Below are 12704 nucleotides of genomic sequence, written 5' to 3'. Positions count from 1 at the left end.
CAAAAAAGGACCGCGGCGGCTTTGGCCGAAGCGGCATCGAACGCGTGCGTGATAGTCAAAAATCGCGGCGGAGTAAAGATTACGAGGCCTTTCGGCCCCAGCGCCAAAGCCGCCACGGCATCCATTGCCGATAACCGGCTTCAAGCGCTTCCGGCACCGGATCGAGCCCGCTCGTGCCGCCTGGCCAGCAACGCGCGACGCGAAACAGCGTCAACCAGAAACCGGACCAGAAACCATGTCTGGCGAAGGCTTCGTAGCCGTATTCGGAACAGGTCGGGATATGCCGGCAGGAATTGCCGATGAAGCCGGAGAGCGTCAGCTGGTAGAGACGGATGAAACCCATTCCGAACAGCCGCCCGGGCGTCTTGCGGAACGGGCCTTGCCAGTTGCGAGAGAAGCGTGGTGCGGGCTTTTCGTGGTTGCAGTCGGGGGAGTTGCACATCAGGCGTCGTCGCCGGAGGCGTTTGCCTTGCGTCCTTCGTTTGTGCGCGTATGCCCCCCTCTGGCCTGCCGGCCATCTCCCCCACAGGTGGGGAGATCAGCTGGGCGCGTGCGCTCGACCTTCCGCAAACCTTGCTTGACTGCGAGTAGGAGCGCTTTGTTTGGCAAGACGCCTGCAGCGAGTCGATCTCCCCCCTTGTGGGGGAGATGGCCGGCAGGCCAGAGGGGGGCGGCCACGGCAACCAACCTCAAGCCTCCAGCCTGTCCGCCTGCCTCGCCTCGATCTGATCGATTGCATCCACGACAGCATCGAAAGTCAGCATGGTCGAAGCGTGGCGGGCCTTGTAGTCTTTCACCGGCTTCAGATACCGCATATCCTCGAAACGGCCGGAAGGCCCCTCGCCTCCATCCTTCAGCATCGCCAGCATGTCGAGGCGCGCCTGACGCAATTCACCGGCTGTCGCGCCGACAACATGCAGCGCCATGATTGCCGAAGAAGCCTGCCCGAGCGCGCAGGCCCGCACCTCGTGGGAAAAATCCGTCACCACACCGCCATCGAGCTTGAGATGGACCCGCACTTTCGAGCCACAGAGCTTGGAATGCTTCTCGGATGTCGCATCAGCGTCAGCAATCACACCGGCGCGCGTGATATTTCCGGCGAACTCGAGGATCTTCTGATTGTAGATGTCGTCCATGCAATGCGTCCGTTTCGTCGTGATCCGCGCTGGTGATCCGGTGAACGGATCGTCACGTAAAGGCTCTTGGGAATGCGCCTGTATCTGACTATATGTGATGCCTCGAAGCGATGATCAATAAAACAGGATTTTGCCAATTTTGCGCGTCAGCGGAAGAGAATACCTTGTCAAAAGCCCCGCCAGCGATCAGATACGGGCTTTGAGACCGGCTTGAACGGCGCAAACTCGCGCAGGCGAGCCGTCGGAATGCTGATGATGACACACCCGAATGTATGTCGGATGCGGCCTTGAACCGCATCGGGAGACAATAGATGGATGCGATTGTGAAGAATTTTCCGGCCGCCGGCCAGGAACAGGTGAAGGACAAGGCACAGCAGCCGATTCGTCCAACCCAGCAGGAAGCCGAAGAGGCAGTCCGCACGCTGTTGCGCTGGGCAGGTGACGATCCCGCCCGCGAAGGCTTGCTGGACACGCCGACGCGCGTTGCAAAAGCCTATCGCGAACTGTTTGCCGGCTACGAGCAGTCCTACCAGGAAGTGCTCGGCCGCACATTCGAGGAAATGTCGGGCTTCGACGATATCGTTCTGGTGCGCGACATTCCCTTCTTTTCTCATTGCGAACACCACATGCTGCCTATCAAGGGCATGGCGACGGTCGCCTATCTGCCGAACGGCCCGGTTCTCGGCCTGTCTAAGATCGCCCGCGTGATCGAAATTTTCGGCCGTCGCCTTCAAACCCAGGAAAACATGACGGCACAGATCGCCAATGCGATCCAGGACACCCTGAAGCCGCGCGGCGTTGCTGTGCTCATCGAAGCCGAGCACATGTGCATGGAAATGCGCGGTGTGCAGAAGCAGGGCTCACGTACGCTGACCACCACATTCACCGGCGAGTTCAAGACCAATCCGACCGAGCAGGCACGTTTCTTCACGCTTGCCCGCAACCGGTGATCCGCACAGGTATCTGCCATGAACATTTCAGACTTCCCTGCCCCCTCCGCCGACAAGGCCGAGCTTGAGGGGACGGGCCTCTTCACACCGCGTTTCGACGATAACGGCTTGATCACCGCCGTCGTCACCGATGCGCGCGACGGCGAACTTCTGATGGTCGCACACATGAATGCCGAGGCATTGAAGCTGACGGTTGATACCGGCATCGCCCATTATTACAGCCGCTCGCGCAAATCGCTTTGGAAGAAGGGAGAAACCTCCGGAAACCTGCAGACCGTCCACGAGATCCGCACCGATTGTGATCAGGATGCAATCTGGCTGAAAGTCTCCGTTGCAGGCCATGACGCGACCTGCCACACCGGTCGCCGCTCTTGTTTCTATCGGGCGGTAACAAAAGATGACGACCGTACCATCCTTGAAATCAGGGACGATGCGCGTCATTTTGATCCTGAAGCCGTGTATTCCAGCAAGCCGACCGAATAGGTAACCCGTCCCGTTCTGATCCAGCTGCCGCCAGAGTAAACGCTTTCGAAACCATCCGATGCGTTAATTAGCGATTACGCAGTGATCGGCTCAGGAGGGTATGGATCAATGCTGAACTGGACTTGGAACCGTTCGGACCGTCAGGCCGCGTCACAGGACACTGTTACGGCTGGCGTCGAAAACCCTTCGCCACCGGTTGTGATTGCCCCTCCCCGTAAAGCAAAACTTTCGCTTGCGCTTGGCGGCGGTGCAGCCCGCGGCTGGGCGCATATCGGCGTCCTGCGGGCGCTCGACGAAGCAGGCATCGAAGTCGGCATGATCGCCGGCACTTCGATCGGCGCACTGGTCGGCGGCTGTTATCTCTCAGGCAAGCTCGATGAACTGGAAGCATTCGCCCGTTCGCTCACCATGCGCCGCATCGCAGCGCTTCTCGATCTTACCATCGGCGGCGGCGGGTTGTTCGGCGGCATGCGGCTTACTAAGCGAATGCAGGAGCATCTCGAAGGCTTGGCAATTGAGGATCTCGATCGCCCATTTGTGGCGGTTGCGACCGAACTTCTGACCGGACACGAGATCTGGATCTCCAGCGGCTCGCTGATCACCGGCCTGCGCGCATCCTATGCGCTTCCCGGCATCTTCGAACCGGTCAAATGCAACAATCGGACACTGGTCGATGGCGCATTGGTCAATCCGGTGCCGACCTCCGTCTGCCGGGCCTATGAACAGCCGCTCGTCGTCGCCGTGAACCTGAACTACGACGTCTTCGGCCGCTCGGCCGTGGTCAAGCACAACGCGAGCGTCCAGACCTTCGACGAAGTGATCCGCGAACGATCCGACGAGGCCAAGGTCGGCGTCACCGGCACGATGGTACAGGCTTTCAACATAATCCAGGAACGCATTTCGCGCGCCCGCCTCGCAGGAGACCCGCCGGATCTCGCACTTCATCCGCGCCTGAATGATATCGGCCTGTCGGAATTCCACCGCGCGGGTGAAGCGATCGAGCGCGGTTATGAAGAAACCATGGCGCAGATCGGCGCCTTGAAGCGCATGCAGGAGGTCTTCGCCCGCTAGAAACGGGCGAAGCAGTTTTCAATGAACAAAGCCGCGCCTCAGCTGGCGATATAGGCCTTCATCTGCTCGGCCTCGAGCTCGACTTCGCGCATGCGCGCCTTCACCACGTCGCCGATGGAGATAATTCCGGCAAGCTTCCCATCGGTTTCGACCGGTACGTGACGGAAGCGGCCGGCAGTCATCATTTCCATGACCTCTTCCACCGTCTGCTCTTCACGACAGCGCGTCACGCCTGTTGTCATCATTGTCTGAACCGGCTTTTCGAGCGCGGCAACACCGTGGGTCGCAATCGTCCTGACCAGATCACGTTCTGTGAAGATACCGGCGATACGTCCCTCCAGACCGGCCACCACGACGGCACCGATCTTCTTTTCGTTCAGAACCGACGCAACCTCCAGCAGCTTCCGGTCTGGTTCGACCGTCTGAACTGCGCGCCCTTTGGCATCAAGCATCATCTTCACGGTAGTCGACATGCCTTCTCCTTACCAATCCACATGGCCAATCACCGTGCCGAACATCTCCTCCTCCGAGACTTCCGGCACTTTCTCCATACATCTGGAATTGTAGATCGGCCCCGAGGCGAGTTCAAGCCGTGGCAGTTACAGCTCACGGTAGCGAATTGGATCAAAAAGCGAGAACAGCAGAAAGCCGAAAAGAAAACCGCCTATATGGGCGTCCCAGGCGATATCACCCGCATTGCTGCCAATCAGCGGCAGACCGACGGCTACGAGAATATTTCCCAAGAACCACATGGCCGTGAAAATAACCACCGTGCGATTCGAAAACGCACCGAGGATCGATTGGCGAGGATAAAGATGCCCATGGGTGCGATCGTAGCCGCCGCCATCGGGAAAGGCGAAACGGCAGGAGGCCCCCATCAGCGCCGAGACCACACCGGACGCACCGATCAACAGGGTTTCCTCACCCCAGTGAAGGCCGGCATGAAAGAAAGCAGCTGCGGCTGCGGATAAAACCCAGAAGATCACGTAACGAACGGCACCTATGCGCCGAACGACAGGCGTGCCGAACGCCGCGAGCCATAATGCATTGAAGGCAATATGCTCCACACTACCGTGAAGAAGCGAATAGGTGACCGGCGTCCAGAGCCATTCATATCCCTGCTCCGACAACGGAAAGATGTAGCGGATAGGGGTAAACGCCAGCGTGACGATAAACTCGGCCTGCGCGTCTGCGCTCAGCAGATACTCCTGGACGATATAAAGCGTGGCCAGCAGAACCATGCTGGCGAGAAGAATGCCCGGCATATTGAAGACAGGCTGCCTCTCACGCCTACCATTCTGCGCGAATGCATCCTCTTCGGGGGCCATGTCGGGCCTATCGTCCATGGCCAATCCTTCCGTCATCAGCAGTGAATCAGGAATACAGCAGCGTTCGGGGCTTGAAAAGCCGCGCATACGGGCATGCGACACGCCGCATGGGTTCGCCGTTACACCACCCATGCCAACTGGCACGATTTTCGCTGGGTAAAGCCTATCCACACGGTTCCGAGGGGCATTCTGGATCATAATCGAACAGGACTGACGCATGCTACATACGGCAACACAAGAAATCTTTAACTACTGGAACGGCTTAAGAGGCAGCCGGCCGGCCCCCTTGCGTTCCCAGATCGATCCGTCGGCTTTGCGCCGTTTTCTGCCACATCTGTTCATCGTCAATTCGACAGTCTCCGACAGGCCGACTTTCGCGCTTGCCGGGACACGCATCTGCGAACTTTTCGATCGAGAACTGCGTGGCCTCGACTACACGTTCATGTGGCTCGGTGCGCAAGACGATGAGCCGACGACAATCCTCAAACATGTCCTGTTCTACGAACGCCCCGCTTTGCTCGACATCAGATTGTCGCATGACGGGCAAGATTACGCCCATGACCTGCTTCTGATGCCTATCCGTTCACAGGGATATCGAAGCGATCGTGCGCTCGGGGCGCTCGTGCCGCATGAAACCCCGCTCCCTTTCACCGCCCTGCCGGTACGGGGCCTGGCTTTTGAAAGCTGGGGCTTTGTCAAACCGGACGGGACGCGACCAACCATCAGCGCCGACAGCAATGTTTCGACAGCAATGCCGATCACCTTTTTTCGCCGACTGGTCGGGCAGAAAGCCGCCCAACCCGGACGATAAGTCCGGGCGCCGGGACAACCATCTGTTAACTGCCTAATGTTATCTATCTGGTTCAGCATCAGCTCAGAGCCAGACATACTAACATGTATTCCTTCCAGCCGGCACAGACCCAGCAGACGCACGCGATCGCTGCCCAGCGCTCGTTTCAGCGCGTCGCGGTCAACGTCGAAGGACGTCTCATGCTGGCTGATCATGAAGAATACCCCTGCACGGTTATAGACATGTCGCCCGGCGACGTGAACTTTGTCTGCGCCGGACAGCCGCGCCTGAACGAGCGCGTCATAGCCTATCTCGACCATCTTGGACGACTTGAAGGCAATGTGATCAGCCTCACCAACGATGGCTTTGTATTGTCAATCAACGCCACCGAGCGAAAGCGCGAGAAGCTGGCAGCCCAGCTGACCTGGATTGCCAACAAGCACGAGCTTGGCCTGCCGGAAGATCGTCGACACGATCGCCTGATGCCGCGCAACACGCTGACTGAACTGACTCTCGAAGATGGCAGCCGCTATTCCTGCCGCCTAATGGACCTTTCCTTGTCGGGCGCAGCTGTCGATGTTGAGATCAGGCCGGTCATCGGAACCCCGGTGCGACTTGGCAATATGCGCGGCCGCGTCGTCCGCCATTTCATGGAAGGCGTCGCGATCGAATTCGCGTCGGTCCAGTCGCGCGAAGCCCTGACGGAATTCCTCTGACGCGTTTCGCGAGAATCCAGTTTGGCTCGCCCTACCTCAACTCTTCGCTTTAAAGCTTAAAGCACCTCACCACAGCAAGGCTGCGGACCGTCTGCGCGCGACAGCACCCTAATCTCCCGATATCATTTTCAGCCGATCGTTCGTTCGTTTCCACGTCCGAAATCGACACGAAAACGGCGGCTCCCCACGCACTGCCGTCCGAAAATCGGTCAGTATCAAAAAAAATGTATCTTTTCGGGATTTTTTTCCAGGCAATTTTGCAGGCCTAGAAGGGCGTTTTTGCGCGCCGTCAGAGCAATTTGAACTGCATTTTCGAAGCCGGTCGAAGCATACACATCCCAGCCGCCTTACGATTGGCGAGAGCACGAACAGACTGACGTGACGAGATTCCAGAGACTTACGAGAAGGTCGGCCGGATTCGAGTAGAATTTTAGCTAAATTTGCCGCGAATTTTCGTCGTCTTTTATTCAAAAACAACGCGTGTTTTATTCGGTTTTTCGTCAATATCTATTACAATAAGCGATTGATTTTACGTCGCTATTTTGCGTTCACTCAAAGGCTTTCCGGCATTGTCTCACCAACCACGGGGAGACAGAAAAAATGACGCTTCCGAAAAGACTTGCACAGGTATTCCTGACCGCCGCCATCGCACTCGCAGCTGCCGCACCATCGCTTGCAATGCCGGCCGGTGCCATGCGCGTCATCGGCAAAGCGAGCCCGCCGATCGGTCATTACGAATTCTGCAAGACCTATGTCAGCGAATGCAAGCCGCTTAAGGGCGATGCCGGTCCGGTTGCGCTGACGGAAGATAATTGGCGCACGCTGCTTGACGTCAACTACACGGTCAACACCGACATCACCCCGATGACCGACCAGGAACTTTACGGCGTCGAGGAGTTCTGGACCTACCCAACGACGGCAGGCGATTGCGAGGACTTCGTTCTGCTGAAGCGCAAGATGCTGATGCAGAAGGGCTTTGATGCATCGGACCTGCTGATCACCGTCGTGCTGCAGCCGAACGGCGAAGGCCATGCCGTCCTCACCGTCCGCACCGATCGCGGCGACTACATCCTCGACAACATGCGCAACAAGGTCCTGCCCTGGATGGACACGGAATACACCTACCTGAAGCGTCAGGACACAGTTGATCCGTCGCGTTGGGTTAAGCTCCAGGATGGCCGCGCCATCGCCGTCGGCAGCGTCAGCCAGTAAACAGACCTTAACGAATTCACCAAAAATTAACCCTGCCCGCGAGACTATCGCGGGTAGAAGCGTTTGGACCCCGTATCCTGTTCCGGTCCCGCATAACGGCATCTGGACACGGGGCATAACAATGACACGCCGCGCCTCAGCGCAGCAGCAGGAAGACCTGCCACTCATTTCCGATCGATTTCTGCAGCGGCTGACGCTGGCCACGATCCTGCTCGTTGCAATCATCCTTGCGATCAGCGTCGGTGGCCGCTGGCTTGGCCAGCGCATGGCGCTGGGCGGCCACTCGGAAAGTGGCGCCATGCTGGCCGTCACCATCGGCGAAGACACGCTGCAGGTTCCCGAAAACACGATTCGATTCGCTGAACAGCGCCGATCCGGCCCGGCAGAGCGTATCGACCTCTACCTCACCTGGCCGGGAATGATGGGCTACAGCCATGAACGACGCGACAGCTTCGACAATATCGAACGCCCTGACCTGCTGATTTTCCTGCAGATTTCCCAGAGTACCATGTCGAAGGACATGTCGGGCCGACTTGAGCCGATCTACACCCAGCTCTTCGGCGGTCCGCCCGAAGCCTACGGCAATGGACTGACGCTCCATCAGCTGAAGAATACGAGCGGCTACGGCAATGAAGTCCTGCTGACCGCGGAACCTTCCGGCCAGCCGCCTTTCGCCGTGCGCTGCCTTTTGCCATCGCCGGGCGAGCGCGCCACCAGCGGCGATTGCCAGCGGGATATCCATGTCGGACGCGATCTCACCGTGCTTTATCGATTCTCCAGCAATCTTTTGAAGGACTGGAATCATATTGATGCCGCAGTTCGGTCTTTTGTCGGCGCGCGGCTTGATGCCACCGGCAGCAACTCCGCCTCGAAAGGCGACTAAAATGCTTCAAATCGAAGTAAGTGGCCGTTCATCATAAACCTCTTGGTAACGCTGTTCTCCTAGATTGCTTCACTAGCAATCCGGGGTGGGGGCACGTCCGGATCTATTGAAAAATGACAGAATCGATGAGTGCGGCAGTGTTGAAAACCATGTTCCCGGCGTCTCTTCCCAAGAGTGCAGTGAAAACGCAGGCAAAACGCCTCGGATACTTCTTCGCAATTGCGTTGTCGCTATCCGCTGTTGCGCAGCCGGCGCATGCGGATCCTAAATATGCAGGCATCGTTGTCGATGCGAAGTCGGGCAAGGTGCTTTACGGTGAAGATCCGGACGGCCTGCGCTATCCGGCATCGCTCACGAAGATGATGACCCTCTATCTTACATTCGAGGCACTTGAAGCGGGTCGATTCTCGATTGATTCGAAAGTGCCTGTTTCGGCCAATGCCGCCAAAGAACCCCCGTCCAAGCTCGGCGTGCGCGCCGGTGGCTCGATCACCGTAGACCAGGCAATCCGTGCCCTGGTGACTCGCTCCGCCAATGACATGGCGACGGCACTCGGTGAATATGTTGGCGGCTCGGAAGAACGTTTCGCACAGCTGATGACCAACAAAGCCCGTGCGCTCGGCATGACCCGAACGACTTACCGCAACGCAAACGGCCTACCGAACACCGCACAGATGACGACCGCCCGCGATCAGGCCCGCCTCGGAATCGCACTGCGTCAGCATTTCCCGCAGTATTACGGCTATTTCAGCATTCGCTCCTTCCAGTTCGGCAAGCAGACGATCGGCAATCACAATCGCCTCGTCGGTACCGTCAAGGGCGTAGACGGCATCAAGACGGGCTACACCCGGGCTGCAGGCAGCAACCTTGCCACTTCCGCACAGCTCGACGGACGCTCTATCGTTGCCGTCGTTCTCGGTGGCCGCTCGAGCGCCGCCCGCGATGCGACAATGCGCAAGCTGGTTGCAGAATATCTGCCCAAAGCTTCCCGCGGCGGCAGTTCCAACCTGATCGCGCAGACCGCTCCCTCCGTCCCCGCGACGCCGGTTCCGCGCACCCCCGCAGTAATGGCCGAAGTGTCGGAAAGCCGCCAGGTGGCTGCACTCGACCTTCCCAATAGCGGCCCGATGCCCGATGCCCGTTACGAACAGCGCGAGCAGCGTCCGACAGCACCACTTGCCGTGCCGAAAGTTGCAGCAGCTGCCTCGGCCTATGCTGGCGAAAGCGCGCAGAGCAGGTCTGCCACCCAGGCACTTGCCGCAGTCACTCCCCAGGCATCCCTGCCGAAGCGTGAAGCCGCTGCAACCAGGCGTGACCAGCCTTCAGAACCTGTCGATCAGGTCACCACGGCTTCGACCCGCACAAGTGCGTCGGCTTCGGCCATGTCCGGCTGGGTTATTCAGATTGGCGTTTCTCCGAGTGAGAAGATGGCTCTCGATCTCCTGCAGAATGCGCAGGATAAAGGCGGCAAGGTATTGCGTTCCGCCAAACCCTTTACGGTCGCCTTCAGCAACAAGGGCGAACAGATTTACCGCGCCCGCTTTGGTGGCTTCGACGATCAGAAGACCGCGGTGGATGCCTGCAACGTCTTGAAGAAGAAGGGCGTGAGCTGCTGGGCTTCCATGCAGTAATGGTGAGGGCCTATGGCCCTCGCCTCAACACCGGGCCGCAAATGGCTCGGCGAAATCTCGAAATGTAATGTGTAAACGGGGTTTCCGATGGGAATGAATGAAAACAGCGCCAATCTCGGTACGGCTCATTTGTCCAGGGCCAGAGGCGTGGCACTCAATCCGCTTCATGAAGCGGCGATGCGGCTTGCAGGTCTCGGCCTGACCCGCTCGAAGGAAAAGACCCGGGATCTGGTCTCTCTTCTCCTGAGCCATGGCGCACGCGCCTGGCGGCAGTCGCAGCCGGAATCAGGTATCCACCTGCATGTGGCAGCACATTCCGGCCGTGTACCGGTCAGAATGAGGCTTCCGGCTAAAACTGAAGTTTAAAGCAAACCCAGATCCGACAGTTCGCGGCGCAGGTCTTCTGGAAGCGCCGCGACATCGTCGCCCAGCGCACCGAGATCGCGCGGCTTTTCCTCATCCTTCAGATAACGCCAGCCCTGAAACGGTCGCTTCGGCTGCGACGCGGTCTCTATCACTTCCGGGCCTAGAACCAATTCGCATCTCTGAATGCCGTCACCACCGGTAAAGGTGCGCAGGTCGAGCAAATTTTGCCGGGCGGAAACCTGCCCCTTGATGACCCAATAGAGAGAACCGCCGTCGAGCAGTTCTTCCACGCGCTTGGGAACCATGCGGGTCGTATGTATGCTGTGCGGCTCGAGGCCGGCAGCCATCGCGGTCAGGGATCGCTCGGAAACCCAGTCTCTCAGATCCTGGATACTGTCGGCGCCGACGCAGAGCTTGATGAGATGAAGAGCCATAATTGGCTTGAAGACCCGCCAAGGCCGCCAGTCAAGTCAAATCCCGACCGGGTCCACAGCGATAAGCGCGTTCAGCACTCCACCACATTGACGGCAAGGCCGCCGGTAGACGTTTCCTTGTACTTCTCGCTCATGTCGTTGCCGGTCTGGCGCATCGTCTCGATACAGGCATCAAGCGGCACGAAATGCGTGCCGTCGCCCTTGATGGCAAGCGAAGCGGCGGTCACGGCCTTGACCGCACCCAGCGCGTTTCGCTCGATACAGGGAACCTGGACAAGACCGGCGATCGGATCGCATGTCATGCCGAGATGGTGTTCGAGCGCGATCTCGGCGGCGTTCTCGATCTGCTCCGGAGAGCCGCCCATCACGGCGGCCAGCCCCGCTGCGGCCATGGCCGCCGCAGACCCCACCTCGCCCTGACAGCCGACTTCGGCGCCGGAGATCGAGGCATTATGCTTGATGATGCCGCCGATCGCAGCAGCCGTCAGCAGGAATTCGCGGATATCGTCTTTCGTCGCATCCTCGTGGAAATGCAGGAAATATTTGAGCGTTGCGGGAATGACGCCGGCAGCGCCATTGGTCGGCGCCGTCACGACGCGACCGCCGCCGGCATTTTCCTCGTTCACCGCCATGGCGTAAACCGAGAGCCAGTCATTGGCGAGGAGGGGATTAGGCCTGTTGCTGCGCCATTCCTCGTTGAGACGATCATGGATCGCCCTCGCCCGCCGCTTGACCTTGAGTCCGCCCGGCATGATGCCATCGACCTTGAGGCCACGATCGATACAGCCGTTCATCGCCTCCCAGATCGCGTCTATACCCTCGTCCAGCGCCTGCGCGCTCGTGTGGGTCAATTCGTTGGCCCGCTTCATCTGCGCGATCGAAAGACCGGCGCCGTGGGACATCTCGAGCATCTGCCGGGCAGTCGCGAACGGATAGGGCACGCGATCGCCGCCGCCTGCGTCCTTCGTTGCGCGCATTGCCTCAAGCTCGGTATCGGTAACCACGAAACCGCCGCCGATCGAGTAATAGATCCGCTTGAGAAGCAACCGGCCATCCTTGTCGAGGGCCGAAAAGCTCATGCCGTTGGCGTGTCCCGGCAGTGCCTGCTTCTTGTCGAAAATAAGGTCTGTCTTCGGCTGGAAGTAATATGCCGGATGACCGGGTGGCGTCACGCGGCCTGTCCGCTCCACCTCTTCGATGATCGCGTCCATCCGGTCCGGATCGACAGTGTTCGGCGCTTCGCCCATCAGGCCGAGAATGACCGCCCTGCCCGTTCCATGCCCGATGCCGGTGAAGGCGAGCGAGCCATGCAGCGAAGCCTGAAGGGCGGCAACATGCGCACCGGCGGGACGCGGCCAGTCGTCGGACAGGATGAGGTCGAGAAACCGGTTGGCCGCCGACATCGGCCCCATCGTGTGGGAACTCGACGGGCCGATGCCGATCTTGAAAACGTCGAAGACGGAGAGAAACATGGAAGTCTACAATCCAGATACTGGCCAGATACTGGCTGCCCGATCAAACTCGGTCTCAGCCTATGTCATATGAGTGTGCCGTCATGTTGGCGATCCGACACACTATTGGACATCAACGACATGAGGCGCGGATCACATATGCTGTCTTGTCGTAAGATGCGCAAGTCCACATAAACTCTTGGCAGCGATTGATCGCTCCCCTTGCCGCGACGGATGAAACAACGCAAAAGTC

General features: G+C 58.9%; 15 protein-coding genes. 9 read left to right on the top strand and 6 right to left on the bottom strand.

The genetic code is table 11. The features are described 5' to 3' along the window. Window positions 1–79: 79 nt before the first annotated feature. Both yidD and MRBLMR1_RS06520 read right to left on the bottom strand, forming a co-directional pair. Window positions 80–442: a membrane protein insertion efficiency factor YidD gene (yidD, locus tag MRBLMR1_RS06525; RefSeq protein ID WP_148144816.1), complete on the bottom strand. Its 363-nt coding sequence runs from the start codon at window positions 440–442 to the stop codon at window positions 80–82. A 247-nt stretch (window positions 443–689) separates the two neighbouring features. After that, entirely contained in the window at window positions 690–1136 is a 447-nt protein-coding gene (locus MRBLMR1_RS06520) for an iron-sulfur cluster assembly scaffold protein (RefSeq protein WP_148144817.1), read from the bottom strand. Window positions 1137–1447: 311 nt separating this feature from the next. On the opposite strand from MRBLMR1_RS06520, the gene folE reads away from it, so the two are divergent. The 3 genes from folE (at window position 1448) to MRBLMR1_RS06505 (ending at window position 3640) form a co-directional block, all read left to right on the top strand. Next, the gene (gene folE, locus MRBLMR1_RS06515; protein ID WP_148144818.1) at window positions 1448–2086 is read left to right on the top strand and encodes a GTP cyclohydrolase I FolE; all 639 of its coding nucleotides are present in this window, start codon (window positions 1448–1450) and stop codon (window positions 2084–2086) included. An 18-nt stretch (window positions 2087–2104) separates the two neighbouring features. After that, on the top strand, window positions 2105–2569 hold the full coding sequence (gene hisI, locus MRBLMR1_RS06510) for a phosphoribosyl-AMP cyclohydrolase (protein ID WP_148144819.1): 465 nt from the start codon (window positions 2105–2107) through the stop codon (window positions 2567–2569). A 108-nt stretch (window positions 2570–2677) separates the two neighbouring features. Next, a complete protein-coding gene (locus MRBLMR1_RS06505; RefSeq protein WP_148144820.1) occupies window positions 2678–3640 on the top strand; it encodes a patatin-like phospholipase family protein in 963 nt (320 codons plus the stop codon). Between the two features lie 38 nt (window positions 3641–3678). On the opposite strand, the gene MRBLMR1_RS06500 is transcribed toward MRBLMR1_RS06505, so the two are convergent. Both MRBLMR1_RS06500 and MRBLMR1_RS06495 read right to left on the bottom strand, forming a co-directional pair. Then, entirely contained in the window at window positions 3679–4113 is a 435-nt protein-coding gene (locus MRBLMR1_RS06500) for a CBS domain-containing protein (protein ID WP_148144821.1), read from the bottom strand. A gap of 126 nt (window positions 4114–4239) precedes the next feature. Further along, window positions 4240–4968 (bottom strand): rhomboid family intramembrane serine protease, encoded by a 729-nt coding sequence (locus MRBLMR1_RS06495; RefSeq protein WP_246435837.1) that lies wholly within the window; start codon window positions 4966–4968, stop codon window positions 4240–4242. A 217-nt stretch (window positions 4969–5185) separates the two neighbouring features. On the opposite strand from MRBLMR1_RS06495, the gene MRBLMR1_RS06490 reads away from it, so the two are divergent. The 6 genes from MRBLMR1_RS06490 (at window position 5186) to MRBLMR1_RS06465 (ending at window position 10566) form a co-directional block, all read left to right on the top strand. Then, window positions 5186–5779: a PAS domain-containing protein gene (locus MRBLMR1_RS06490; protein ID WP_148144822.1), complete on the top strand. Its 594-nt coding sequence runs from the start codon at window positions 5186–5188 to the stop codon at window positions 5777–5779. An 83-nt stretch (window positions 5780–5862) separates the two neighbouring features. After that, window positions 5863–6474 (top strand): PilZ domain-containing protein, encoded by a 612-nt coding sequence (locus tag MRBLMR1_RS06485; RefSeq protein ID WP_148144823.1) that lies wholly within the window; start codon window positions 5863–5865, stop codon window positions 6472–6474. Between the two features lie 600 nt (window positions 6475–7074). Beyond that, window positions 7075–7686 (top strand): transglutaminase-like cysteine peptidase, encoded by a 612-nt coding sequence (locus MRBLMR1_RS06480; RefSeq protein WP_148144824.1) that lies wholly within the window; start codon window positions 7075–7077, stop codon window positions 7684–7686. Between the two features lie 121 nt (window positions 7687–7807). Further along, window positions 7808–8569, top strand: coding sequence for a hypothetical protein (locus MRBLMR1_RS06475; RefSeq protein WP_148144825.1), 762 nt, complete (start codon window positions 7808–7810; stop codon window positions 8567–8569). A 113-nt stretch (window positions 8570–8682) separates the two neighbouring features. After that, window positions 8683–10200: an SPOR domain-containing protein gene (locus tag MRBLMR1_RS06470; protein WP_313200457.1), complete on the top strand. Its 1518-nt coding sequence runs from the start codon at window positions 8683–8685 to the stop codon at window positions 10198–10200. 87 nt (window positions 10201–10287) lie between these two features. Continuing rightward, window positions 10288–10566 carry a hypothetical protein gene (locus MRBLMR1_RS06465; RefSeq protein ID WP_148144826.1) on the top strand — a complete coding sequence of 93 codons (279 nt, stop codon included), beginning with the start codon at window positions 10288–10290 and terminating at the stop codon, window positions 10564–10566. Here the strand turns inward: MRBLMR1_RS06465 and MRBLMR1_RS06460 are convergent. Further along, on the bottom strand, window positions 10563–11000 hold the full coding sequence (locus tag MRBLMR1_RS06460) for a DUF1489 family protein (RefSeq protein ID WP_148144827.1): 438 nt from the start codon (window positions 10998–11000) through the stop codon (window positions 10563–10565). The two genes, MRBLMR1_RS06465 and MRBLMR1_RS06460, sit on opposite strands and share 4 nt — an antisense overlap. A gap of 71 nt (window positions 11001–11071) precedes the next feature. Continuing rightward, window positions 11072–12472: an L-serine ammonia-lyase gene (locus MRBLMR1_RS06455; RefSeq protein WP_148144828.1), complete on the bottom strand. Its 1401-nt coding sequence runs from the start codon at window positions 12470–12472 to the stop codon at window positions 11072–11074. Between the last annotated feature and the right edge of the window lie 232 nt (window positions 12473–12704).

This window comes from Neorhizobium sp. LMR1-1-1.1, from assembly GCF_040675795.1.
In the GTDB taxonomy this organism is placed as follows: domain Bacteria; phylum Pseudomonadota; class Alphaproteobacteria; order Rhizobiales; family Rhizobiaceae; genus Neorhizobium; species Neorhizobium cellulosilyticum.
This window is presented reverse-complemented; position numbering and strand designations above follow the sequence as displayed.

Bases quoted from the DNA above. Each gene is read 5' to 3' on its own strand.
- yidD (WP_148144816.1), bottom strand. From the start codon at position 442: ATGTGCAACTCCCCCGACTGCAACCACGAAAAGCCCGCACCACGCTTC.
- MRBLMR1_RS06520 (WP_148144817.1), bottom strand. From the start codon at position 1,136: ATGGACGACATCTACAATCAGAAGATCCTCGAGTTCGCCGGAAATATC.
- folE (WP_148144818.1), top strand. From the start codon at position 1,448: ATGGATGCGATTGTGAAGAATTTTCCGGCCGCCGGCCAGGAACAGGTG.
- hisI (WP_148144819.1), top strand. From the start codon at position 2,105: ATGAACATTTCAGACTTCCCTGCCCCCTCCGCCGACAAGGCCGAGCTT.
- MRBLMR1_RS06505 (WP_148144820.1), top strand. From the start codon at position 2,678: ATGCTGAACTGGACTTGGAACCGTTCGGACCGTCAGGCCGCGTCACAG.
- MRBLMR1_RS06500 (WP_148144821.1), bottom strand. From the start codon at position 4,113: ATGTCGACTACCGTGAAGATGATGCTTGATGCCAAAGGGCGCGCAGTT.
- MRBLMR1_RS06495 (WP_246435837.1), bottom strand. From the start codon at position 4,968: ATGGCCCCCGAAGAGGATGCATTCGCGCAGAATGGTAGGCGTGAGAGG.
- MRBLMR1_RS06490 (WP_148144822.1), top strand. From the start codon at position 5,186: ATGCTACATACGGCAACACAAGAAATCTTTAACTACTGGAACGGCTTA.
- MRBLMR1_RS06485 (WP_148144823.1), top strand. From the start codon at position 5,863: ATGTATTCCTTCCAGCCGGCACAGACCCAGCAGACGCACGCGATCGCT.
- MRBLMR1_RS06480 (WP_148144824.1), top strand. From the start codon at position 7,075: ATGACGCTTCCGAAAAGACTTGCACAGGTATTCCTGACCGCCGCCATC.
- MRBLMR1_RS06475 (WP_148144825.1), top strand. From the start codon at position 7,808: ATGACACGCCGCGCCTCAGCGCAGCAGCAGGAAGACCTGCCACTCATT.
- MRBLMR1_RS06470 (WP_313200457.1), top strand. From the start codon at position 8,683: ATGACAGAATCGATGAGTGCGGCAGTGTTGAAAACCATGTTCCCGGCG.
- MRBLMR1_RS06465 (WP_148144826.1), top strand. From the start codon at position 10,288: ATGGGAATGAATGAAAACAGCGCCAATCTCGGTACGGCTCATTTGTCC.
- MRBLMR1_RS06460 (WP_148144827.1), bottom strand. From the start codon at position 11,000: ATGGCTCTTCATCTCATCAAGCTCTGCGTCGGCGCCGACAGTATCCAG.
- MRBLMR1_RS06455 (WP_148144828.1), bottom strand. From the start codon at position 12,472: ATGTTTCTCTCCGTCTTCGACGTTTTCAAGATCGGCATCGGCCCGTCG.